Source organism: Neisseria sicca, from assembly GCF_014054945.1.
In the GTDB taxonomy this organism is placed as follows: domain Bacteria; phylum Pseudomonadota; class Gammaproteobacteria; order Burkholderiales; family Neisseriaceae; genus Neisseria; species Neisseria sicca.
Genome location: NZ_CP059566.1, coordinates 1688425 through 1712115 on the forward strand (window position 1 = coordinate 1688425; position 23691 = coordinate 1712115).

Consider the following 23691-nt stretch of genomic DNA (forward strand, 5'->3'; position numbering starts at 1 on the left):
CAAGTGAATCGGTTCCGTACTATCTGTACTGTCTGCGGCTTCGTCGCCTTGTCCTGATTTAAATTTAATCCACTATAAATACCCCCTTTGAAAAAACAGGTCGTCTGAAAAAACGCCCCCATCCTAAATCCCATCTTCCCTCATCTTCCCCAAACTGCCTGAAATACAGCTAAAAATCCGTTTCCCCCACTTGCCAAGCCTGTTAAATTTTTTTACGATACAGCCATAGATTGTAAACAAAGGCCACAAGCCGACTGTTTTTTCAGACGACATTACCCCTGTCAGACCTCATTTCTATAACCGTAAGCCGCCAAGCGGCTGTTTTCATACCACATCAAAGCAAGAGGTATCAACGTGTCTGATTCCAAAACAAACGAACGCGCGACGTTTAGCAACCGCCGCGCGTTTATGGTTGCCGCCATCGGCTCTGCCGTCGGCCTGGGCAACATTTGGCGCTTCCCCTACATCGCCTTCGAAAACGGCGGTGGTGCGTTCCTCCTACCCTATCTGGTCGCACTCTTGACTGCGGGTATCCCGCTGCTGCTGATCGACTACGCCATCGGCCACCGCTACCGCGGCTCGCCACCGCTGGCTTTCCGCCGCCTCGGCCGCTGGTTCGAGCCTGTGGGCTGGTGGAACGTCATGGCCAATATCATCATCTGTATCTACTACGCAGTCATCATCGGCTGGTCGGCAAGCTATGCGTATTACTCGCTGAACGCGGCATGGGGCGCAGATCCGCAGGCGTTTTTCTTTAAAGACTTTTTGAACATGGCAGGTCCTGAAGCCTTAGGCTTGGATTTTGTCGGCAAAGTCGTCGGCCCGCTGATCGGCGTATGGCTGTTTACCTGCATCATCATGGCTTTGGGCGTACAAAAAGGCGTGGCAGGCGCATCGTCGTTTTTCATGCCGCTGCTTTTGATTATGTTCATCATCATGGTCGGCATCTCGCTGACGCTGCCGGGCGCGGCCAAGGGCTTGGACGCGCTGTTTACGCCCAACTGGTCGAAACTTTCCGATCCCAAAGTCTGGGTCGCTGCATACGGTCAGATTTTCTTCTCGCTCTCCATCTGCTTCGGCATCATGGTGACTTACTCTTCCTACCTGAAGAAAAAAACCGACTTGGGCGGTACCGGCTTGGTTGTCGGCTTTGCCAACAGCAGCTTTGAATTGCTCGCCGGCATCGGCGTATTCGCCGCGCTGGGCTTTATGGCACAAGCCAATGGACAAGCCGTCAGTCAAGTTGCTTCCAGCGGCATCGGTTTGGCTTTCATCGCCTTCCCGACCATCATCAACCAAGCTCCGATGGGTGCGCTGATCGGCGTATTGTTCTTCGGTTCGCTGGTATTCGCAGGCATTACCTCGATGATTTCCATCGTCGAAGTCATCGTTGCCGCCATTCAGGACAAATTGAACATCGGCCGCGTCAACGCCACCCTGCTCGTCTGCATTCCGATGGGCATTATCTCCACCCTGCTCTTCGGCACGACCACCGGCCTGCCCGTTTTGGACGTATTGGACAAATTCGTCAACACCTACGGCATCGTCGCCGCCGGCTTCGTCTATGTTTTGGCCATCATCGCCCTGCGCAAACTGCCCGAACTGCGCAACCACCTGAACGCGCTCTCCTCCGTCCGCGTCGGTGCGATTTGGACTGCCAGCGTCATCTTTACCGTTGCCATGCTCGGCTATATGTTGTACCAAGACACAATCGGCCTGCTTAAAGAAAACTACTCGAAATATCCCAGCGATTTCCTCAATATCTTCGGCTGGGGCATGTCGATCGGTCTGATTGTCATCTCCGTGGTGCTGTCGCTTCTGCCTTGGAAGCATGGTCAAAACTTCAACGTCAAAGACGAACACGAACATGAACAAGGAGACAAAGAATGAGTACCTCAGCCATCGTCATGATGATTATCGCACTCGTCGTCATCTGGGGCGGATTCATTCTGTCCGTATGGCGGCTGCCTGAAGAATAGGCTTTTTCCCAACAAGTGTTGCAGACACCGCACAGGTCGTCTGAAACCCAAACGCCCCGAAACCGCATTGCGGCTTCGGGGCGTTTTATTGCCGCCAAATCCAAGACAGACCAAGCTTTCCGTCTATCAGCCGAGTAACCGTACCGAACAAAAGCAACATTTGTTTACGCTAATTTTCCACAGGCGGGCGAAGGTAAACAAAGGGCTGATTATAATGAAAATAACTCCGGCATCTGCCGTGTTTCACGAAAGGAAGAAACAATGACTATGAAACCACTTATGGCGGTATTGCTCGCCGCCAGCCTCAGCCTCCCCGCCCTCCACGCGGAAGCGCGAGGCACGGCAAATCAGAAAAAAGCCACCCTCGCCGGCGCAGCAGCAGGCGCAGCCTTGGGCGGCCTGTTGGGCAACGACGGACAAAGCGCGATCATCGGCGCAGTGGCGGGCGGTTTGGCAGGCAACGCCTACGCCTACCACAATAAAAAAATGAATCAAAAAGACAACGATATCGCCTTGCGCGACCGTCGTTACCGCGAATCCCGCTACTACGGCTACGACGGTTACGGCTACGGCGATCCGTACTACCGCGATACGTACTACAAAAAACACAAACATAAACATCACCACCGCAAACACTACCGCGACTGGGACGATGATTACTACGATTACGACGACGATTAAACCCATCGTTTGACTGTCTGAACAAAAGGTCGTCTGAAAACCTGAAACCGGGTTGAACCGCCTTCCAACCTTGGGGATGTCCTAGCCATTTTCAGACGACCTAGACAAGCCGGATTCTGCTTCCCGCAGATTCCGGCTTTTTCCATTTCCAAGGTCATCGTTCATGGTTGCATGACGTGATGCCGAACAAACCGGCGCATACAGGGACAACGCCAAAGTGGCAATTTTGTCGAATTCCGCCTTTTCAGACGACCCCTTACCCTCCCCCTCAAATTTACCTTTTCCGCCCGCTTCGGTATCATACCGCCTGTCTGTTTATCCCTGACGGAATCCCGATTATGTCTGACTGGTCCCTCCCCGATTTCGAACGCAAAATCTGCCCGCCCGAAGAATTGGCGCAACGTCTGCACACGCTTCCCCGCCCGCTGGTGTTTACCAACGGCTGTTTCGATATTCTGCACAGGGGGCATGTTACCTATCTGGCGCAGGCTCGGTCGGCGGGGGCGGCGTTGGTGCTGGCTTTGAACACGGATGCGTCCGTGCGCCGTTTGGGCAAGGGGGACGACCGCCCCGTCAATCCGCTGGAAAACCGCGCGGCGGTAGCGGCGGCATTGGCAAGCGTGGATTTGGTCACTTGGTTTGACGAAGACACGCCCGCCGAGTTGATCGAGCAAATCAAACCCGACATCCTGATTAAAGGCGGCGACTGGCCGGTCGAAAAAATCGTCGGCGCGCAAGAAACGCTGGCGCGCGGCGGCAAAGTGTTTTCCATTCCGTTCCTGCACCAGACTTCCACTACGAAAACGCTGGAAAAAATCCGCGCAGCCGAGGGCGGCAAATGACCGCGCTGAAACTGCCGCACAGTCGGGTTTTGGCGGAACTTGCCAACGGTCTGCCGCAACACGTTTCCCATCTCGCGCGTATCGCGGGCGTGAAGCCGCACCAGCTCAACGGCTTTTGGCAACAGATGCCCGCGCACATCCGCGGACTGCTGCGCCAGCACGACGGGCAATGGCGGCTCGTGCGCCCGCTTGCCTTGTTTGACGAAGAAGCGTTGCAGCGTTTGGGCACGGAACGCGGTTTTCAGACGACCTTAAAACATGAATGCACGTCCAGCAACGACGAAATCCTGAATCTGGCGCGCACTTCGCCCGAACAAGCCCATAAAGCGCTCTGCGTCGCGCATCTGCAAACCAAAGGCCGCGGGCGGCAGGGACGCAAGTGGACACACCGGCTGGGCGAATGCCTGATGTTCAGCTTCGGCTGGGTATTCGACAAACCGCAGCACGAACTCGGCTCGCTCGCCCCCGCCGTCGCGCTCGCCTGCCGCCGCGCTTTAGCCGCATCGGGTTTGGACATACAAATCAAGTGGCCGAACGATTTGGTCGCCGACAGGGACAAACTCGGCGGCATCCTGATCGAAACCGTCCGCAACGAAGGCAAAACCGCCGCCGTCATCGGTATAGGCATCAATTTCGTCCTGCCCAAAGAAGTCGAAAACGCCGCCTCCGTCCAAGCCCTCTTCCACAACGCGCAGCTTGCCCGCGGCACCGCCTCCGCACACTGCATTCCCGCTTCAACGCTGTTGGACAAATTGTTGGGCGAACTCAATGTCGTGCTGACGCAATACGCGCAAAACGGGTTCGCCCCCTTCCTTGAAGAATACCAAACCGCCCACCGCGACCACGGCAAACCCGTCCTGCTCCTGCGCGACGGGCAAACCGTAAACGAAGGCACCGTACTCAATGTCGATGCGCAAGGCGCGTTGCACCTGATGACAGCCGCAGGCGAACAAACCGTCGTCAGCGGCGAAATCAGCCTGCGCCCCGACGACACGCCCCGCACCGCCGCGCCGCGCCCGCCCGAACGCCTCCTCCTGCTCGACGGCGGCAACAGCCAGCTCAAATGGGCATGGGTGGAAAACGGCGTGTTCAACGAAGTCACCCGTGCGCCGTACCGCGATTTGAGCAAGCTCGGCGAAGAATGGGCAGCGCGTTCAGACGACCGCACCCGCATCGTCGGCTGCGCCGTGTGCGGCGACCTCAAAAAAGCCCTGGTCGAAACCCACCTGACCGCGCCCGTCCGCTGGCTGCCCTCCATGCCGCAGGCGCTCGGCATCCGCAACCACTACCGCAACCCCGCCGAACACGGCTCCGACCGCTGGTTCAACGCCTTGGGCAGCCGCCGTTTCAGCCAAAATGCCTGCGTCGTCGTCAGCTGCGGCACCGCCGTAACCACCGACGCACTCACCGAAGACAACCACTATCTCGGCGGCACCATCATGCCCGGCTTCCACCTCATGAAAGAAGCCCTCGCCGCCAAAACCGCCAACCTCGACCGCCCCGCCGGCAAAGTGTACCCCTTCCCCACCACCACGCCCAACGCCATCACCAGCGGCATGATGGATGCCGTTTGCGGCGCCGTCATCATGATGCACGGGCGGCTGCAACAAAAAACGGGCGAAGGCAAACCTGTTGACGTCATCATCACCGGCGGCGGCGCAAGCAAAGTTGTCAACGCCCTGCCCAAGCAGTTTGTTTTGGACAATACAGTAAAAATTGTAGATAATCTCGTCATTTACGGCTTATTGAACTGGGTCGCGCAAGAGCAGGAACAGCCTGATAAATTGCCCGAATAAGCAGCCATACCGTAGCGCAGATTCAAAAAGGTCGTCTGAAACGCAACACTGCTTTTCAGACGACCTTCAGACGCAGCAAACTCCAGCCGATTGGCTTTGACGCCGATCCGCCACAACCAATAACAACACAAAACCGCCCGCACACCGAAACGGCAACCGAACACAAAAAAGGAAAACAACTCATGAAATGGCTTTTCGCCGCCCTCGTGGCACTCAACATCATCGTCTTCGGCGGCATGATTACGCACCGCCTCAACAACGCCAAATCCCCCAACGCCGCGCCCGTAGAAGGCGGCGCCCACGAACTCGCCCAACCCGAATCCCTGCGCCCGCAGCAAGCCCCCGCGCCTGCCGACAACGCGCAACCCGACTGGCTGCAAACCGACGAAACACAAGCCGACCTGCCCGAGCCTGAATCCGAAGAAGCCATAGCCGAACGCAAGAAAAAAGAAGAAGAGGAACAGGCGCGCCGCGAAAAAGAAAAAAAAGAACGTGAAGAAAAAGCCCGCCGCGAAAAAGAAAAAGCCGCCGCCGAAAACACCAATCCGAATGCTGCCGCCAACGAAAATCCTGCCGCCAAAAACGCATCCGCCGCCCGCCAATGTACGTCTAACGCCAGCGTTACCCTGGACGAAGACGACTACCACCGCATCAAAGGCCTGCTGACCCGTTGGCCGCACGCCGCCAGCCGCACCGTAGAAAAACGCGGCGCATCGAAAGACCAAGCCGCCAAAACCTTCCGCGTCGTGCTGCCTGCCGACAGCGAAGCCATGAACCGCCTCGAAGCCCTCGGCAACAAAGGCTTCAACGGCACGCTCCACAACGGCGAAATCAGCCTCGGCGTCATGAAAAGCCGCTCCTCCGCCCAAGTCCTCATCTCGCGCCTGTCCGCAGCAGGTTTCGGCGGCGCGCGCATCGTCGAACAAGACGACAAAGGCAACGCCGCCGACAGCACCCTCAGCGTCTCCCGCATGACCGTCATCTTCATGTCGGTCGATGAAAAAGACGCACAAGAAATCCGCAACATCGTCGGCCGCTACGGCAGCCTGAATGTGAAAACCTGCAAATAAAACCCAAAGGTCGTCTGAACGTTTTCAGACGACCTTTTGCAAAGATGCAACAGATTAGGCGGCAGTCAAATCTCGTTTGGAAAACCGAATAGGTTAACGTTGATATCGTCTTCAAAGATATCCGCATTCAGATTGCGCAACCGCCGACAAACCCTTATCCGCACAAAGGTTCTTGAGAAACCATGAAAACCGCCCAAACCTCCCTACTGTTCGCCCTTCTGCTCGGACTGCTGCCGGCAGCATACGCCGAAGACTACGATGACGAAGCCTATCAAAACCTGATCACGCAATGCACGCGCAACCAGCTCGACAGTTGCGTCACGCTCGGCATTTGGACCCGCGACTATCTGGAAAGCCCCGCCGATGCCTACCTGCCGCTGAAAAAAGCCTGCGACGGCAAAAACATGAAGGGCTGCAACGTATTGGCAAACCTCTATTTAGACCCATACAGCGGTTTGGGCATGGACTACCCCAAAGCCCTCGAACTCTACCGCAAAGCCTGCAAAGGCGGCTATGACAACGCCTGCCGCAACGCCAAAGAAACCGAAGAGGAAATGCGCAATCAAACGGCGGAAGACCGCGCAGCCAAACGCCAAGAGCGGCTGGAGGCGCTACAACGTTCCTGCATGGGCGAAAACGATGCCGCTTGCAGAGCCTTACAACGCGAATTGCAACGCTGATATAGAAGCCGTGGTCCATCTGAAACGGCTTTCAGACGACCTATGCTACAATTTCACGCATCCGAACCCATTACAGGAAACCTCATGGAAGCCACCGTCTATCTCGAAGACAACGAATACATCGCCTTATGCGACCTCTTGAAGCTCGCCGGACTTGCCGAAAGCGGCGGGCAGGCGAAAGCGTTTATCGCCGAAGGGCTGGTGTTGCGCAACGGCGAAACCGAAACCCGCAAAACCGCCAAAATACGTGGCGGCGAAGTCATCGAGTTTGACGGCGCGCGCTTGGAAATCGCCGATGGATACGACCCTGAAGAATAAAGCCGAAGCCCTCTTGGGCGAGCCGCTTTTAGACGAACCCGTCCGTCCCGAATCGTGGGAATGCTGCGGCAGCGACTGCGGCGACGTCTGCATCCAGACGGTTTATTGGACGGAAAAAGCCCGCTACGACGCGCAACGGCGGAAATTGAAAGAAGCGGGTTGGACGGACGACGAAGACAACGGAAAGGTCGTCTGAAAACGGTTCTGCTGGATGAAACCGCGTTTTCAGACGACCTTTTATTGTTAAACACCGCTGCTCGGATAGTGGCATCCGACAAAGCTTCTAATATTTCGTCCATTCAAATCATTACGGCAGGATTTGAAATGTCGGATTCAAGAATCCGAACTACTGGATTTCAGACGACCTTTGTCCGACTCGGTTTTCAACATGATCATCCCCGCCCTTCATTCACCACACACATAACGCCCCATGATAGACCTGCACTGCCATTCCACCGTTTCCGACGGTATGCTCTCCCCCGCCGAAGTCGTGCGCCTTGCACATAAAAACGGCTGCACGCTGCTGGCGTTGACCGACCACGACCACACCGGCGGCATCGCCGAAGCGCGTGCCGAAGCCGACAAGCTCGGGATGCGTTTCGTCAACGGCGTGGAAATCTCCGTAACTTGGCGCGGGCGCACCATACACGTTGTCGGTTTGGATTTCGACGAACAGGACGAAAACCTGCAAAACCTGTTGGCGCAAGTGCGGCAAGGTCGTCTGAAACGTCTTGAAGCCATCGCCGTCAAGCTTGAAAAGAAAGGCATCGGCGGCGCATACGACGGCGCGCTCGCGCTGGCGGCAAACAAAGAAATGGTCAGCCGCACCCACATCGCCGAGTTCCTCATCCGAGCGGGACACGTCAAAAACAAGCAGCAGGCGTTCACCAAATACTTGGGAGACGGCAAATCCTGCGCCGTCCGCCACGAATGGGCGACGCTGGCAGACTGCGTCTCCGCCGTCAACGGCGCGGGCGGCATGGCGGTCATCGCCCACCCCATGCGCTACGATTTGTCCGCCACCGCCAAGCGCAATCTGTTTGAAGAATTTAAAAACCTCGGCGGCGTAGGCATCGAAGTCCACAGCGGCAACTGCTGCAAAAACGACCGCCTCAACTACGCGCTGTTGGCAGAACGCTTCGGCATGCTCGCCAGCGCGGGCAGCGATTTCCACCGCTTAAACGACTTCAGCGGCGGCATCCTCGGCGCGTGTCCCGAGCTGCCGGAAAACTGCAAACCGGTTTGGGAACATTTCAAAAGGGTTTGAGCAAACAAACTTCAAGAAAATATCTAAAAATTGCGTCCAATCATCGTTCTTTTCGTTTAGACGGCAATGTTCTACGTTCCGAACCAAACCGGTCGAACACTTATCTTGCCTCTCTTTTATCTTGATTTCGCCATAAAAAAGGTCGTCTGAAAGCGGGAACAGGGCTTTCAGACGACCTTTTGTGTAGCAATCCGATTAGAACAGGGCTTGCAGAATCAAGTAGCAGGTCACGGACAGGATAGCGGCGGCAGGCAGGGTAATGACCCATGCCAAGCCGATGGGTTTCATCAGCTTCCAGTTGGCGTTGCGGTTGACCAAACCGATGCCGAGTACCGCGCCGACCAAAATATGGGTACTGGATACGGGCAGCCCCATAAAGGAGGCGGCCATCACGACGGCGGCGGCGGAAAGTTCGGCGGTAAAGCCCGAAGCGGGGTGCATTTCCGCCAAGCTGCTGCCGACGGTTTTAATCACCTCTTTACCGACAAACCACAAGCCGACAATCAAGGCGATACCGAATGTCAGCATGGCAATCGGCGGAACGGCGTTTTGAGAAGTAATGCTGTTGGTGCGCAAGGCGTCCATAATGGCGGCAAACGGACCGATGGCGTTGGCAATATCGTTTGCGCCGTGGCTGAAGGCGAAGCCGCAGGCGGTAAATACCTGCATCCATGAAAACATTTGAAAGGTGGATTTATCCAAATCTTTGCGCTTCAGGCTTTTGGCGAATACGAACGTACCCATCCACACTGCCGCGCCGATCATGAAGATGGTCAGGAAGCTGTTGACGTTGCTCATGCCTAAGTGAAGGTTGTTCAACCCTTTGAAAATCAGCATGGCGGCAATCATCATCCCGCCGAAAGAGGCGATAAAGGGAACCCAAGAATGAAGGGCTTTATAGGAGTCAACGTTGTTTTTGCGGTTGTCCAAATCGTACAGGCCGCGGTAGTAGTCGCTTTTCAGATCGGCGGGATCAAAATCCGGCTCGTCGTAGATTTGCGCGTCGTGCGCCATTTTGGTGGCGTATTCGACTTTTTCGCTTTCGCTCAAGGCTTCAAAAAACAGGCGGTGCTGTTCTTTGTAAGCCTTTTTTTCTTGCTTGATGCCCTTGAGCGTGCCTTCCGCCCAAGCGTTGTAATCCAAAACGTTTTTCTTCACTCTGGAAAACAGTAAATAGGAAACCGTACCGCCCAAAATGGGGGACAAAACCCAAGACAGGGCGATTTCGCCCAATTTGCTCCATTGAATCAGATCGCCCGCATTCATATTGTTCATCACCGCCATGCAGACCGCGCTGCCGACGATACCGCCGATAATGGCGTGGGTAGTGGAAACGGGCAGGCCTTTGCGCGAGGCGAACAAAAGCCACAATGCCGCTGCGAGCAGCGCGGACATCATGATAAAGACAAACTGCATGGGCTGAAGGTCGATGCCGTTCAAATCCACAATGCCTTTGCGTATGGTATCGGTCACTTCGCCGCCCGCAATCACTGCGCCGCTGACCTCGAACACCGCCGCAATCAGCAAAGCCTGGGGAATCGTCAGCGTACCGGAGCCGACGCTGGTACCGAAGGAATTGGCGATATCGTTGCCGCCCACGTTAAACGCCATGAAAACGCCGAACATGGTAGCGATAATGAACAATATAGAATGGTTGTAATGGGTATAGCCCAAGCCCCAGTAAATAAAATAGCCGACCATGCCCACCAGCATAGCGGCAAAGACAGCATTAATCAGCTTCAAGTTGGCACTCATCTGAGTTTGAGCCATAGGATCAGCTTCCTTAAGAATTGCGGATGTGTTTCAGACTATTGTAACCTTTTTGCAATCTTTCTTGAAACATTTATTTACCTTCGCCGCGCCAAATACCTGACAAATCGCAAAACCGCGTTAAAATGTTTTTTTACGGCCTAATCCGAACCACGACCCATGAATACCCAACTTTATATCGGCATCATGTCCGGCACCAGCATGGACGGTGCAGATGCCGTGCTTATTCGTATGCAGGGCAATCAATGGCAGGGCGCGCTGGCTCATGCCTTTACCCCGTATTCAGACGACCTCCGTCAAGAGCTTCTAAACCTTCAAAATATCGGCGACAACGAATTGCACCGCAGCAATATCCTGTCCCAGACCCTCAGCCGCCTTTACGCGCAAACCGTCCACACCCTCCTCTCAGAACAAAACCTGCCCGCCGAAGCCGTTACCGCCATCGGCTGCCACGGGCAAACCGTCCGCCACGCCCCCGAACACGGTTACAGCATCCAGCTTGCCGACTTGCCCCTGTTGGCGGAACTGACCGGCATTTTTACCATCGGCGACTTCCGCAGCCGTGATTTGGCTTCGGGCGGACAAGGCGCGCCGCTGGTTCCCGCCTTCCATCAAGCCCTGTTCCAGCATCCGCAGGAAACCCGCGTCGTCCTCAATATCGGCGGCATCTCCAACATCAGCGTCTTACCGCCGCAGCAAGCCGCGTTCGGCTTCGACACCGGTCCCGGCAATATGCTGATGGACGCGTGGATGCAGCACAACTGGCAGCAGTCATACGACCGCGACGGACAACGCGCCGCACAAGGCACTATCCTGCCTGATTTGCTGGACCGCCTGCTCGACCATCCCTATTTCAGACGACCCCACCCCAAAAGTACGGGCAGGGAGCTTTTCTCCTTAAACTGGCTTCAAGGTCGTCTGAAAGGCGGCGAAAAGCCCGAAGATGTTTTAAGAACCTTGGTTCGCTACACCGCGCAAACCATCCGCGACGCCGTCGATACAGCCGCCCCCGACACGCGCAATCTCTACGTCTGCGGCGGCGGCATCCGCAATCCGGTTTTGATGCAGGATTTGGCGGACCTGTTCTCCCCCGCTGTCGGATTGAACAGCACCGCAGCACTTAACCTTGACCCGCAATGGGTCGAGGCTGCCGCTTTTGCCTGGCTCGCCGCGTGTTGGATAAACCGAACGCCCAGCAGCCCGAACCATGCGACCGGTGCAGCCAAAGCCTGCATCTTGGGCGCAGGCCACTACGCCTGATGTCCGGTTTCAGACGACCCTTCCGATATCGGCTGCCATAGCCGGACAATCCGTCCGCGTCCAAACTCCGCCCCATCAAAAAAGGTCGTCTGAAAAGCGGCAAACCGGATTTGAAACTTGGTTGAACCGCGTTTTCAGACGACCTTTTACACGTCTCTTTCGATTATTCTTTTTTACCGGCAAGTCCGATGTCTTTCTCTTTATCGCCGACTTTCACTTGCGCCTTACCGGCAATCTCTTCAGCCTTGCTGCCGAAAATGTTCAAACGGTAGCTACCTTTGTCTTCATTGTTGAGCGTCGCGCGTCCGTTGATTGCCGAACCCGCCCCTGCTGCGGCAATGTTGGCGGCAGCCAAATCGACATTGTAATCAGGTGCCATGCCGCTGATTTTGCCCTGACCTTGTTTTTTCTCGAAATCAATGGTGTACGTCAGACGGCCGCTATTATCGTCGCCGTTAAACGCGATGCCGCGGTAGGTATAGCGGCCCAGTTGCGGCAGGTCTTTAAAGGCAATTTCCTTACCTTGCACTTCGCCGACTTTAAATTCATACGCCTGCAAGTCTTTCAGCTTGTTGCCGTCGGCAGGATCGGCTTTCTGCTTGATATATTTGGCAGCGACAGCCGAATTGTCTTGTTTGTAAACCATAAAGTCGCCGCGTTCCAAATCGATGACCTGTCCGTTGACGTTGATTTTGCCGACGTAGTCATAATAGGAAATCTTGTCGCGCTTCAGAAAGGCGGTGTCCAAATTGTCGCCTTTTTTAAGCGTTTGCACCTTATTGTTGGCACTCAGCTGCATCGTACCGTTTTCGGGAACGCTCTCGAAAACGGTAATGTATTTCACGCCCTTAGCCTTAGGATCAAAGCCTTTGCCTATCGCATCGGACAGCGCGGAAGAGGAGCTGCCGCAGGCGGCAAGCGTAGAAACCAAAAATGCGGCAAGAACCAAGCGGACGGCTTTCATGGTTTTCCTTTCGTTTGAAGTTGTTTGATAACATATTCATATTATCGCATCAGCCCTCAATGACGTATGATTTAAATCAATATTCATCATTCCTATTCCGCCGCTTTGCCAGCCTTTGCAGTTTATACCGTCGTCTTTTCATTTTTGTGAAACCGTTTCACAGTCCCGCCCGATTGCCAAACAAACCGATACCATGCTGCTTCCGCCATCTGCCTCTACCGTTGAGGTCGTCTGAAAGCCCGCTTCACTCCTTTTCAGACGACCTTTTTCCAACCCTGCTACAATACGCCTTTTATTGTTCACGCCGATTTTGCTATGACCGAGCCGACCTACATCCCGCTGCGCCTGCATACTGAGTTTTCGATTACCGACGGTATGGTGCGGATTAAAAAACTGATTGCCAAAGCGCAGGAATACGGTTTGCCTGCTTTGGGCATCAGCGATTTGATGAACGAATTCGGTTTGGTGAAATTCTATAAAGCCTGCCGCAGCGCGGGGATTAAGCCCGTCGGAGCGGCGGATGTGTGGATAGGCAATCCGAATGCGCCAGACAAACCGTTCCGCGCCATGCTGATTATCCGCAACGATGCGGGCTATCTGCGCCTGAGCGAGCTTCTGACGGCGGCTTATGTCGGCAAAGAGCGCAATGTCCATCATGCGGAACTCAATCCCGAATGGCTGGAAAACGGCGACAACAGCGGCTTGATTTGTTTGAGCGGCGCGCATTACGGCGAAGTGGGCGTGAATCTGTTGAACGGCAATGAAGACGCGGCGCGTGCGGCGGCGTTGAAGTATGCGGCGTGGTTCCCCGATGCGTTTTATCTGGAGCTGCAACGCCTGCCCGAACGTCCCGAATGGGAGGCTTGCGTTTCGGGCAGCGTGAAGCTGGCGGAGGAATTGGGTTTGCCGGTGGTGGCGACGCATCCGACGCAATTTATGAGCCGCGATGACTTCAACGCGCACGAGGCGCGGGTGTGCATCGCGGGCGGCTGGGTGCTGACGGACAAGAAACGTCCGCGCGATTTTACGCCGAGCCAGTTTTTCATTCCGCCGGAAACGATGCTGGAGCGTTTTGCCGATTTGCCCGAAGCCTTGGAAAACACGGTGGAAATCGCCAAACGCTGCAATATCCATATCACGCTGGGCAAAAACTTCCTGCCCCTGTTCCCGACGCCCGACGGCCTGTCGCTGGATGATTATCTGGTGAAGCTGTCCAACGAGGGCTTGCAGGAACGCATGGTTCAGCTTTATCCCGACGAAGCGGAGCGGGCGGCGAAAATGCCGGAATATCAGGAGCGGCTGGATTTTGAGTTGAACATCATCATCCAGATGAAATTCCCCGGCTATTTCCTTATCGTACAAGACTTTATCAACTGGGCGAAAACGCACGGCTGTCCGGTCGGGCCGGGACGCGGTTCGGGCGCGGGTTCGCTGGTGGCGTATTCGCTGAAAATTACCGACCTTGATCCGCTCAAATACGCGCTGCTGTTCGAACGTTTCTTGAACCCCGAACGCGTTTCCATGCCCGACTTCGACGTGGACTTTTGCCAAAGCAACCGCGGCCGCGTGATTGAGTATGTGCGCGACAAATACGGAGCGCAGGCGGTGAGCCAGATTGTAACTTTCGGCACGATGTCGTCCAAAGCGGTGATTCGCGACGTAGGGCGCGTGCTGGAACTGCCGTTTACCCTGTGCGACAAACTGTCGAAGCTGATTCCGCTGGAAGCCAACAAACCTTTGGGTTTGGACGATGCCATGAAGGCGGAGCCGCAGATTCAGGAATTGATTGAGGTGGAAGAAGCGGACGAACTGATTACGCTGGCGAAAAAGCTGGAAGACTTGACGCGCGGTTTGGGTATGCACGCGGGCGGCGTGTTGATTGCGCCGGGCAAGATTTCCGATTACAGCCCCGTTTATCAGGCGGACGAATCCGCCTCGCCCGTATCCATGTACGACAAGGGCGACGTGGAAGACGTGGGTTTGGTGAAGTTCGACTTTTTGGGCCTGCGCAACCTGACCATCATCGAAATGGCGCAGAACAACATCAAAAACACCACCGGCGATATTGTCGATGTCGGCAAAATCCCGCTCGACGACCAGGCCGCCTACAAAATCTTCCGCGACGCGAACACCACCGCCGTATTCCAGTTCGAATCGACCGGCATGAAAAAAATGCTGAAAACGGCGCACACGACCAAGTTTGAAGAACTCATCGCCTTCGTGTCGCTCTACCGCCCCGGCCCGATGGACAATATTCCCGACTTCGTCGCGCGTATGAAGGGGCAGGAATTCCAATACATCCACCCGCTGCTCGAAGGCATCCTCGCGCCGACCTACGGGATTATGGTGTATCAGGAACAAGTGATGCAGGCGGCGCAGATTATCGGCGGCTACTCGCTCGGCGGTGCGGATCTGCTGCGCCGCGCCATGGGTAAGAAAAAGCCCGAAGAAATGGTGAAACACCGCGAAATCTTCGCCGAAGGCGCGGCAAAACAAGGCATTTCGCGCGAAAAATCCGACGAAATCTTCAACTACATGGAAAAATTCGCCGGCTACGGTTTCAACAAATCCCACGCCGCCGCCTACGCCCTGATTTCCTACCAGACCGCATGGCTCAAAGCCCATTACCCCGCCGAATTTATGGCGGCAACCATGTCGTCTGAACTGGACAACACCGACCAGCTCAAGCATTTCTACGACGACTGCCGCGCCAACGGCATCGAGTTCCTGCCGCCCGACATCAACGAATCCGACTACCGCTTCACGCCGTATCCGAACATGAAAATCCGCTACGCACTCGGCGCGATTAAAGGCACGGGCGAAGCCGCCGTCGAATCCATCATCGCCGCGCGGCAAAGCGGCGGCAAGTTTACCGGCCTGTTGGACTTCTGCGAGCGTGTCGGCAAAGAACACATGAACCGCCGCACCCTCGAAGCCCTGATACGCGGCGGCGCGTTCGACAGCATCGAACCCAACCGCGCCATGCTCTTGGCGAACATCGACCTCGCCATGAACAACGCCGACCAAAAAGCCGCCAACGCCAATCAGGGCGGGCTGTTTGACATGATGGAAGATGCCATCGAACCGGTGCAGCTCATCGACGCGCCCATGTGGAGCGAATCGGAAAAACTCGCCGAAGAAAAAACCGTCATCGGCTTCTACCTGTCCGGCCACCCGTTCGGCCCGTATGCCCAAGAAGTCCGCCAAATCGCCCCGACCAAATTAGGCCGTCTGAAACCGCAAGACAGCGTGCGCCTCGCCGGATTCGTTACCGCCGTGCGCACCATGATGGGCAAACGCGGCAAAATCGCCTTCGTCAGCCTCGAAGATTTGAGCGGGCAGATTGAAATCATGGTCAGCGGCCAGACGCTGGAAAACTGCGCCGACTACCTCAAGTCCGACCAAGTGCTGATTATCGAATCCAAAGTCAGCCGCGACGACTACGGCGGCGGCGACGGGCTGCGCATCATGGCAAACCAAGTCATGACCCTGCAAATGGCGCGCGAACGCTACGCCCGCAGCCTCAGCCTCGCCCTCGCCCCCGGTCACGACATCGAGCGCCTCGCTACCATCCTCACCGCCCACCGCCTGCCCGACACGCCGCACATCCCGCTGCAACTGTCGTACAGCAACGGCAAAGCGTCGGGCAAGTTTCAAGTGCCGCCAAAATGGATGGTTACGCCGAGCTCTGCGTTATTCGACGAACTGGAAAAACTGCTCGGCAGCAGGGCAGTACGCGTGAATTGGTAAGGAACAGGGGTCGTCTGAAACAGCGACGGAAAACTGCCGTTTAAACTGCATCGCTATTAAAATACAAAACCGAACCTTTATTTTCAGACGACGTTTGATAAACCATTCAAAGACGTCGTCTGAAAACGCAAAACCACACCACATTACAATTAAATCATCACTCACCACACCACATCATGAACACATACTCCGAAGAACCCGACGGCTTCATCCTATACGACGAAAGGCCCGATCCCTTCGACAACCGCCGCGCCAGCCGTACGCGCTTTGCGGCAGTAAACCTGCCCATTTTGCTGGGCATCAGCGCAGTGTCCGCACTATTGCTGTGGATAACCCAATCATGTTTGGGTCAATGCGGCATCAACCGGCAGGTCGGCGGCGCAGTGCATGTCTTTGCCATCGCCCTTTACGGCCTGCTGCACTATCAAAGCACTTGGCTGGAAAAGCGCTGCAATGATGCTGGAAAGGGACATTATCCGGCGATATGGATGTTCAGAATCAGCCTCGTACTTGCCGCCATCAGCCTGATATTACCGGTATTTACATTGCCTATGGTCGCAGGCGGATTGCTTCAATTCGTCTACGGCATGATATTGCCGTCCAACCCGCTGCCCAATCTGATGGGCTACCCCAAAGCCAACTCGACAGCCCTGCAAATCTGCGCGCTCTTAGCGTGTATCACGGCAGTGTTGATGGCTGTCGGATTGTTGCATTGGTTTTAAGTATTTCCCAATAAAGCAAAGGTCGTCTGAAAACCTTATCTAGAAGGTTTCAGACGACCTTTTTCAGTATGGCGGGCTCTATAATTCATCCAACCGCCCGCCCTACCTCCCTAACCCGCGTGCAACACAAATATCGTCGGGCGTTTTTTCAAATTCGGCAGCGTTTTCGATTTCCGCCAAGCGGCAACGGTTTGGCTGATGATTTCCTGCGTCGGCAAAGTCAGGTCGGTTGCAGTGCAGAGGCGGGTTTCAGGTTGCAGGGTTTCCAGCGCGTCGGCGAGCAACGCGTCGTTGCGGTAAGGCGTTTCGATGAAAAGCTGGGTTTCGTTTTGCTGACGCGAACGCTGTTCCAAGCTCTTCAAAGCGGCGATACGCTCGCTTTTCTCGGACGGCAGATAGCCTTTGAACGCGAAATTCTGCCCGTTCGCCCCTGACGCCATCAACGCGAGCAACAGGCTGGACGGGCCGACCAGCGGACGGACTTCATAGCCGTGTCGGTGCGCCAATGCCACCAAATTCGCGCCGGGATCGGCAACCGCAGGACAACCCGCTTCGCTGAGGATGCCCATGCTGCGCCCTTCCTGCAAAGGTTTCAGAAGTTCGGGCAGAGTTTTCAAATCGGTGTGTTCATTGAGGGTTTGCAGGTTCAGCTCGCGGATGGGGGTCGTAACGCCCAAATGTTTCAAATGGGCGCGGGCGGTTTTCTCGGCTTCGACGACGAAATCGGTCAAACCGGTAATCTGCGCCTGTTCGTGCGGCAGCAGGCAAGGCGTATCGGGCGCGCCCAAAGGGGTGGGAATCAGGTAAAGAATCGGGGACATGATGGTGTTTCCTATACGGAGGGTCGTCTGAAACCGTCAGACAACTGTTTTCAGACGACCTAAATGATTTCTACGCCTTCGTTTTTTAAAAACTCGACCAGTTTGAAGATGGGCAAACCGATAAGCGCGTTCGGGTCGCTGCTGTCTATTCGCTCCAGCAACGCCGCGCCCAAGCCCTCGCTCTTCGCCGCACCCGCGCAGTAAACCGCGTCCGGTTCGCGCGCCAGATAACGCTCAATCTGCCCGTCTGTCAGCGCGCGCATCACGACCGACGTGTTATCGATATGGCGCTGAATGCGTCCCGAAGCAGTATTCAAAAGCACGATTGCGCTGTAAAATTCAATCTTTCTGCCACTCAAATCCCTGAGCATTTGTTGTGCATTTGCGACGTTCATCGGTTTGCCCAACTGGCGGTCATTGCACCACGCCACTTGGTCCGCGCCGATTACCAACGCGGCAGGAAATCGAGCCGCCAGCGAACGCGCCTTCCCTTCCGCCAAACGCAAGGCAGTATCCGCCGCGTTTTCACCCGCAGCAGGCGTTTCGTCGAAATCAGGCGCGGCAGTTTGAAAATCAATACCCAAACGTTCGAGCTGCGCGCGGCGGAACACCGAACCCGAACCCAATATCAAAGGCAGTTTTGCACTCATATTTTGCTTAAAAATATTGACGTTAGACTGTCGAAATTATATCATACCCCGTTTATGTCAGACCCTAATTTGATTGACCCAGAAGTTTTCGCCTCCGAAAAGCAGACCCTGCAAGGCAGCTTCCTGCTTGAGGAATTGGACGAACGAGTCCGTTCGCACGATTATCCGGCCGACAAACAGACCAAAGTGTCGTTTACGCTGAGCGGCGGACGCGACCGACTGCAGCGTTTGTTTCTCGATTTGAACGTCAAAGCCGATATGCCGCTGATTTGCCAGCGATGTATCCGCCCCATGCCGTTTACGCTCGACGAAACCAGCCGTATTGTTTTGTTCGCCAACGAAGAGGACTTGGATGAAGCAATGCTTGCCGACGAAGAGTTGGAAGGCATGCCGATTGAGAAAGAACTCGACGTACGCGGGTTGGTGGAAGACCAAATCCTAATGTCGTTCCCCTTCTCCCCGCGCCACGAAAACTGCGACAATGCCGCGCTGGAACAAGTCAATCAGGACAAACCCAACCCTTTTGCTGTTTTAGCAGGTTTGAAAAGCAGTTAATCAGGACACAGTTTTATTTATCTAGGAGCTTGAAATGGCCGTTCAACAAAACAAAAAATCCCCTTCCAAACGCGGTATGCACCGCTCTCACGACGCTTTGACCGCGCCTTCTCTGTCTGTTGACAGCGTAACCGGCGAAGTACACCGCCCGCACCACATTTCCCCCAACGGTATGTACCGCGGCCGTAAAGTAGTGAAAGCCAAAGGCGAATAATCTTATTCGACTGACTGAAAAAGCCAGAATATTGCCATGCAATGCTGGCTTTTTTACATTACATCCGAACTGCCCGAATCCATGCCTGCCCATGCTTCAAAATGCGGCACAAAATCCTTGCAGTTCAAACTGATACACCCCATTGAATCGGGAATCGCCATGAAACAGAAAATCTGGTACACCTACGACGACATCCACCGCGTTATCAAAGCGTTGGCGGAAAAAATCCAAAACTCCGGCGTCAAATACGATGCCATGATCGCCATCGGCGGCGGCGGCTTCATCCCCGCCCGTATGCTGCGCTGCTTTCTGGAAATCCCGATTTACGCCGTAACCACCGCCTATTACGACAGCGACAACGAAGGACAGGTGACGGAAGAAGTCAAAAAAGTCCAATGGCTCGACCCCGTGCCCGACGCGTTGAAAGGCAAGAATGTGCTCGTAGTCGATGAAGTCGACGACAGCCGCGTGACCATGGAATTCTGCCTGACCGAGTTGCAAAAAGAAGATTTCGGCACCATCGGTGTTGCCGTCCTGCACGAAAAAATCAAAGCCAAAGTCGGCAAAATCCCCGAAGGCATCCCCTACTTCAGCGGCCTGACCGTAGAAGACTGGTGGATTAACTACCCTTGGGACGCGCTCGACATCGACGAACACAACCGCCTTGCCGCCGAAGGCAAAAAATAAACCCGCGACGGAGAAGCCCGCCTTCTCCCGAAACGGCAAAAGCAAAATTCGTAGAACACCGACAAAACGAGATTTTGCCTCTTTTCAGCGCATCTTCATAAAACGCATTAGAATGTGGAACGCAACCCTTCAATCCGAAGCCCCCGACCACACATACACCCCTTTTCAGACGACCCCGTACCGCGTATCGCAAAAAGGTCGTCTGAAACCGACTGTGAAGCCGAACAAACCCACAGAGGCAGCCGACACCGCCCCTCTTCCGCTTCACAGCACAAACCGGAGAACAACATGATTACATTGGCCGTAGATGCCATGGGCGGCGACTCAGGTCTCGCAGTTACCGTCCCCGGTGCCCTTGCCTTTTTGAAACAGCAGCAAGACGTACACCTCATTATGGTCGGCGACGAATCCGCCGTCCGCCAAGCCCTCTCCGCAGCCAACGCGCCGATGGAGCGCATTACCGTACTCCATGCCTCCGAAGTCGTCGGCATGGACGAAGCCCCGCAGCTTGCCCTGAAAAACAAAAAAGACTCCTCCATGCGCATTGCCATCAACCAAGTCAAAGAAGGCACCGCGCAAGCCGCCGTCTCCGCCGGCAACACCGGCGCGCTCATGGCGACCGCCCGCTTCGTCCTCAAAACCATTCCCGGCATCGACCGCCCCGCCATCGCCAAATTCCTGCCCTCCGACAGCGAACACCTGACCCTCGCCCTCGATTTGGGCGCAAACGTCGACTGCACGCCTGAGCAGCTCGTACAGTTCGCCATCATCGGCAACGAACTCTTCCAAGCCCTCTACCCGCAAAAAGGCAGCCCGCGCATCGGCCTGCTGAACGTCGGCACCGAAGACATCAAAGGCACGGACACCGTCAAACAAACCTTCAAACTGCTCAAAAGCAGCAAACTGAATTTCATCGGCAACATTGAAAGCAACGGCGTCCTATATGGCGAAGCCGACGTGATTGTCGCAGACGGCTTTGTCGGCAACATCATGCTCAAAACCATCGAAGGCGCGGTCAAATTCATGAGCGGAGCCATCCGTCAGGAATTCCAACGCAACCTGTTCAACAAAATGGCCGCCGTCGCCGCCCTCCCCGCCCTGAAAGGCTTGAAAAGCAAACTGGATCCCCGCAAATTCAACGGCGCCATCCTGCTAGGTCTGCGCGGTATCGTCATCAAAAGCCACGGCGGCACAGACGATGTCGGCTTCAGCTATGCCTTAGAAGAAGCCTACCACGAAGCAAAATCCGCCAGCCTGTCGAAAATCGAACAAGGTGTCGCCGAACAATTCGCCGCATTGGAAGCGATTAAGGCGGAACAAGCCGCTCAAGAAGCACAGCAAGCCGAAGAAACCAAAGTTTAAGGTCTCTCTGCGCAAATCCTCCAAGCGTGTTTGCCATATAGCAAAAGGGTCGTCTGAAATCCGTTTTCAGACGACCCTTTGAGTTTGAATCATTCAAAGTCAATCATGTATAGTGGATTAGCTTTAAACCAGTACGGCGTTGCCTCGCCTTGCCGTACTATCTGTACTGTCTGCGGCTTCGTCGCCTTGTCCTGATTTAAATTTAATCCACTATATAGTCAATCAACGTTTAATCAAACCAGCGCGGTCTAGCCCCACCCTAATGCCCCATCTGTCTGATAGGCTTCACTTTCTTATCGCAATACTTCAAACCGATACCGGTTTATCCTCTTCTATTTCTTTCCAACTCTGTCAGCAATAACCATTAAATCTTATTATTTTTCAATTAATTATATTAAATTTACGATTTCTTATCAATTTTGTATTGATAATTATTTTTATTAGCGTATAATCAAAACCACTCGGAAGCCGTCCGCTCCGAGCCATTAAACGACAGATTATCCCCTCTTCTTTTTGTCTCATTACCTTCGGAGTGCGCATATACGAGAAATACCGTTCCCATTTATATCAGATACTCAAAACCGAAAAACACAAAACCCGCTATCTCAACAGCGGGTTTTGTGTTTGTTTTGTATGGAGAACGACACAGCCCCCATCAAACTGGAAATCGCAAGAAGCTGCTGACGGAATACCGCTCCCTCCCTGATGACACCCTTCCATCCGTGACTGAAAAGGTCGTCTGAAATGGAAATCTCCAATTTCAGACGACCCCAGTTAAACATCTAAAAATCAAACCCTAATATAAAACGTCGTCTGAAACCTGATATCCGGTTTTCAGACGACGTTTTTGATGCCGTTTGTTTCAAACAGTCTTACTGCTGCGTGGCAGGTTGGCTAACGGTTTCGCGTTTCAAACCGCCGCCGAGTGCTTTATAGAGGTCGGCGAGGTTTTCAAGGCGGGTAAGCTGGTTGGCAAGCAACGCGGTTTCTGCACCATAGCTGCTGCGTTCTGCGTCAAGCAGGTCGAGGGCGTTGGATACGCCGTGTTTGTAGCGCAGATTGATAAGGCGCAGGGAGTCGTTGTAAGCGCGGCTTTGTTTGTTTAGCGCGGCGTAGCTCTTGTCGAGTTGCTCGCGTGCGACCAAGGCGTTGGATACGTCTTGGAAGGCGGCTTGGACGGCAGCTTCGTAAGCAACGATTTGCGCCTCTTTACGCAGCTTGGCTACGTCGAGATTCGCTTTGTTGGTGCCCCAGTTGAAAATCGGCAGGGTAATGGAAGGTGCGAACGACCAGATGCCCGTACCGCTTTTGAAGAGGCCGCTCAACTCGCCGGACGCGGTGCCGACCGATCCGGTCAGGCTGATGGTGGGGAAGAAGGCGGCACGCGCTGCGCCGATGTTGGCATTGGCTTGTTTGAGCGAGTGTTCTGCGGCGCGGATGTCGGGACGGTTCAGCAGGACTTCGGAACTCAAGCCGGCAGGCAGTCGGGTGATTTTGAACTGTTTGCTCAAAGGCAGCGCGGCAGGCAGGTCTTCCGGCAGGGGTTGGTTAATCAGTGTTGCCAAAGCATTGCGGGCTTGTTCGCGGTTTTTGACGGCGTTCGCGTAATCGGCTTTGGCAGATTCAATCAGGGCTTCCTGTTGACGCAAATCGACGGCGGAAATCACGCCTGCTTTGTGGCGCATTTGGGAAAGTTTGTAGGTGGCTTCGCGGGTTTTGAGGACGCGCTGCGCCAATGCCATCGATTCTTGGGCGTACAGTTCGTTGAAATGGGCTTTGGCAACGGCGGCAATCAGGGCAAGGTGGGCGGCATCGCGGTTGGCGGCTACGCTGAAATAACCTTGCAATGCGGCTTGGCTGTTGCTGCGGACGCGTCCGAAAAGGTCAAGCTCATAAGCTGCCGCACCCAAACCGACACTGTATTCGCTGCGGGTAACGCCGCCGCTCAAGCTGCCTGTCCGCGTACCGGTGCCGCTGGCGTTTATACTCGGCAGCAGGTCGTTGCGGGCAATCATGTATTGTTTGCGGTAGATTTCGGCGTTCAGCGCGGCGGTGCGCAGGTCGGTATTGCGTTCCAACGCGATGTCGATAAGGCGGTGCAGGCGCGGGTCGGCAAAGAAGTCCTGCCAGCCCAAGTCGGCGGCGCGGATGCCGTCGTCGAAGGTGTCGTATTTGAAGGTTTCGGCAACTTCGACCTGCGGTTGTTCATATTTCGGGATCATGGTACAGGCGGACAGCGCGACGGCTGCGGCGACGGTACTCAATACCGTTTTGAATGTCATTTTGTTCATAAGGATTCCTTG

The 23691-nt window shown here is 55.0% G+C and carries 23 protein-coding genes; 18 read left to right on the forward strand and 5 right to left on the reverse strand.

The annotated features are described in order from the left end of the window. Nucleotides 1–354: 354 nt before the first annotated feature. From H3L95_RS08145 to H3L95_RS08190, 10 genes are all read left to right on the forward strand, one after another. Nucleotides 355–1890 (forward strand): sodium-dependent transporter, encoded by a 1536-nt coding sequence (locus H3L95_RS08145; RefSeq protein ID WP_070602433.1) that lies wholly within the window; start codon nt 355–357, stop codon nt 1888–1890. After that, a complete protein-coding gene (locus tag H3L95_RS08150; RefSeq protein ID WP_009311042.1) occupies nt 1887–1979 on the forward strand; it encodes a methionine/alanine import family NSS transporter small subunit in 93 nt (30 codons plus the stop codon). The genes H3L95_RS08145 and H3L95_RS08150 overlap by 4 nt, the downstream gene beginning before the upstream one ends. 261 nt (nt 1980–2240) lie before the next feature. After that, on the forward strand, nt 2241–2660 hold the full coding sequence (locus H3L95_RS08155) for a YMGG-like glycine zipper-containing protein (RefSeq protein WP_003756491.1): 420 nt from the start codon (nt 2241–2243) through the stop codon (nt 2658–2660). Nucleotides 2661–2998: 338 nt separating this feature from the next. Further along, complete coding sequence (gene rfaE2, locus H3L95_RS08160; protein WP_003756495.1) at nt 2999–3502, forward strand: D-glycero-beta-D-manno-heptose 1-phosphate adenylyltransferase; 504 nt, start codon at nt 2999–3001, stop codon at nt 3500–3502. Then, nucleotides 3499–5298 (forward strand): bifunctional biotin--[acetyl-CoA-carboxylase] ligase/type III pantothenate kinase, encoded by a 1800-nt coding sequence (locus H3L95_RS08165; protein ID WP_003756498.1) that lies wholly within the window; start codon nt 3499–3501, stop codon nt 5296–5298. The genes rfaE2 and H3L95_RS08165 overlap by 4 nt, the downstream gene beginning before the upstream one ends. A gap of 182 nt (nt 5299–5480) precedes the next feature. Further along, the gene (locus tag H3L95_RS08170) at nt 5481–6368 is read left to right on the forward strand and encodes a cell division protein (protein WP_182096135.1); all 888 of its coding nucleotides are present in this window, start codon (nt 5481–5483) and stop codon (nt 6366–6368) included. Between the two features lie 182 nt (nt 6369–6550). Further along, nucleotides 6551–7048 carry an SEL1-like repeat protein gene (locus H3L95_RS08175; RefSeq protein WP_003756505.1) on the forward strand — a complete coding sequence of 166 codons (498 nt, stop codon included), beginning with the start codon at nt 6551–6553 and terminating at the stop codon, nt 7046–7048. Nucleotides 7049–7132: 84 nt separating this feature from the next. Further along, a complete protein-coding gene (locus tag H3L95_RS08180; RefSeq protein ID WP_002221492.1) occupies nt 7133–7366 on the forward strand; it encodes an RNA-binding S4 domain-containing protein in 234 nt (77 codons plus the stop codon). Then, complete coding sequence (locus H3L95_RS08185; protein ID WP_003756513.1) at nt 7344–7562, forward strand: hypothetical protein; 219 nt, start codon at nt 7344–7346, stop codon at nt 7560–7562. Before H3L95_RS08180 ends, H3L95_RS08185 begins: the two co-directional genes overlap by 23 nt. 234 nt (nt 7563–7796) lie before the next feature. Continuing rightward, entirely contained in the window at nt 7797–8633 is an 837-nt protein-coding gene (locus H3L95_RS08190) for a PHP domain-containing protein (protein WP_003756515.1), read from the forward strand. A gap of 195 nt (nt 8634–8828) precedes the next feature. Here the strand turns inward: H3L95_RS08190 and H3L95_RS08195 are convergent, their stop codons facing one another. Then, complete coding sequence (locus H3L95_RS08195; RefSeq protein ID WP_003756523.1) at nt 8829–10403, reverse strand: inorganic phosphate transporter; 1575 nt, start codon at nt 10401–10403, stop codon at nt 8829–8831. A 159-nt stretch (nt 10404–10562) separates the two neighbouring features. On the opposite strand from H3L95_RS08195, the gene H3L95_RS08200 reads away from it, so the two are divergent. Continuing rightward, nucleotides 10563–11663 carry an anhydro-N-acetylmuramic acid kinase gene (locus H3L95_RS08200; protein WP_003756525.1) on the forward strand — a complete coding sequence of 367 codons (1101 nt, stop codon included), beginning with the start codon at nt 10563–10565 and terminating at the stop codon, nt 11661–11663. A 163-nt stretch (nt 11664–11826) separates the two neighbouring features. On the opposite strand, the gene H3L95_RS08205 is transcribed toward H3L95_RS08200, so the two are convergent. Continuing rightward, a complete protein-coding gene (locus tag H3L95_RS08205) occupies nt 11827–12627 on the reverse strand; it encodes a factor H-binding protein (protein ID WP_003756527.1) in 801 nt (266 codons plus the stop codon). 315 nt (nt 12628–12942) lie between these two features. On the opposite strand from H3L95_RS08205, the gene dnaE reads away from it, so the two are divergent. Further along, complete coding sequence (dnaE, locus tag H3L95_RS08210; RefSeq protein ID WP_003756531.1) at nt 12943–16377, forward strand: DNA polymerase III subunit alpha; 3435 nt, start codon at nt 12943–12945, stop codon at nt 16375–16377. A 176-nt stretch (nt 16378–16553) separates the two neighbouring features. Further along, nucleotides 16554–17099, forward strand: coding sequence for a hypothetical protein (locus H3L95_RS08215; RefSeq protein WP_003756533.1), 546 nt, complete (start codon nt 16554–16556; stop codon nt 17097–17099). 110 nt (nt 17100–17209) lie between these two features. Here H3L95_RS08215 and H3L95_RS08220 read toward each other — a convergent pair whose 3' ends face one another. Both H3L95_RS08220 and H3L95_RS08225 read right to left on the reverse strand, forming a co-directional pair. Further along, nucleotides 17210–17920 carry an SAM-dependent methyltransferase gene (locus tag H3L95_RS08220; protein WP_003756535.1) on the reverse strand — a complete coding sequence of 237 codons (711 nt, stop codon included), beginning with the start codon at nt 17918–17920 and terminating at the stop codon, nt 17210–17212. Nucleotides 17921–17979: 59 nt separating this feature from the next. Further along, nucleotides 17980–18570, reverse strand: coding sequence for a Maf family protein (locus H3L95_RS08225; RefSeq protein ID WP_003756536.1), 591 nt, complete (start codon nt 18568–18570; stop codon nt 17980–17982). A gap of 54 nt (nt 18571–18624) precedes the next feature. On the opposite strand from H3L95_RS08225, the gene H3L95_RS08230 reads away from it, so the two are divergent. From H3L95_RS08230 to plsX, 5 genes are all read left to right on the forward strand, one after another. Beyond that, nucleotides 18625–19125 carry a YceD family protein gene (locus H3L95_RS08230; RefSeq protein ID WP_003756538.1) on the forward strand — a complete coding sequence of 167 codons (501 nt, stop codon included), beginning with the start codon at nt 18625–18627 and terminating at the stop codon, nt 19123–19125. Between the two features lie 34 nt (nt 19126–19159). Continuing rightward, nucleotides 19160–19339, forward strand: a complete 180-nt coding sequence (rpmF, locus tag H3L95_RS08235; protein WP_003744026.1) for a 50S ribosomal protein L32 — start codon at nt 19160–19162, stop codon at nt 19337–19339. Nucleotides 19340–19498: 159 nt separating this feature from the next. Next, nucleotides 19499–20026, forward strand: a complete 528-nt coding sequence (locus tag H3L95_RS08240; protein ID WP_029609809.1) for a phosphoribosyltransferase — start codon at nt 19499–19501, stop codon at nt 20024–20026. Between the two features lie 112 nt (nt 20027–20138). Further along, nucleotides 20139–20318: a hypothetical protein gene (locus H3L95_RS08245; protein WP_003756542.1), complete on the forward strand. Its 180-nt coding sequence runs from the start codon at nt 20139–20141 to the stop codon at nt 20316–20318. Continuing rightward, nucleotides 20315–21388, forward strand: a complete 1074-nt coding sequence (plsX, locus tag H3L95_RS08250; RefSeq protein WP_003756544.1) for a phosphate acyltransferase PlsX — start codon at nt 20315–20317, stop codon at nt 21386–21388. Before H3L95_RS08245 ends, plsX begins: the two co-directional genes overlap by 4 nt. 872 nt (nt 21389–22260) lie before the next feature. Here plsX and H3L95_RS08260 read toward each other — a convergent pair. Continuing rightward, the gene (locus H3L95_RS08260; protein ID WP_003756548.1) at nt 22261–23679 is read right to left on the reverse strand and encodes an efflux transporter outer membrane subunit; all 1419 of its coding nucleotides are present in this window, start codon (nt 23677–23679) and stop codon (nt 22261–22263) included. Nucleotides 23680–23691 lie beyond the last annotated feature (12 nt).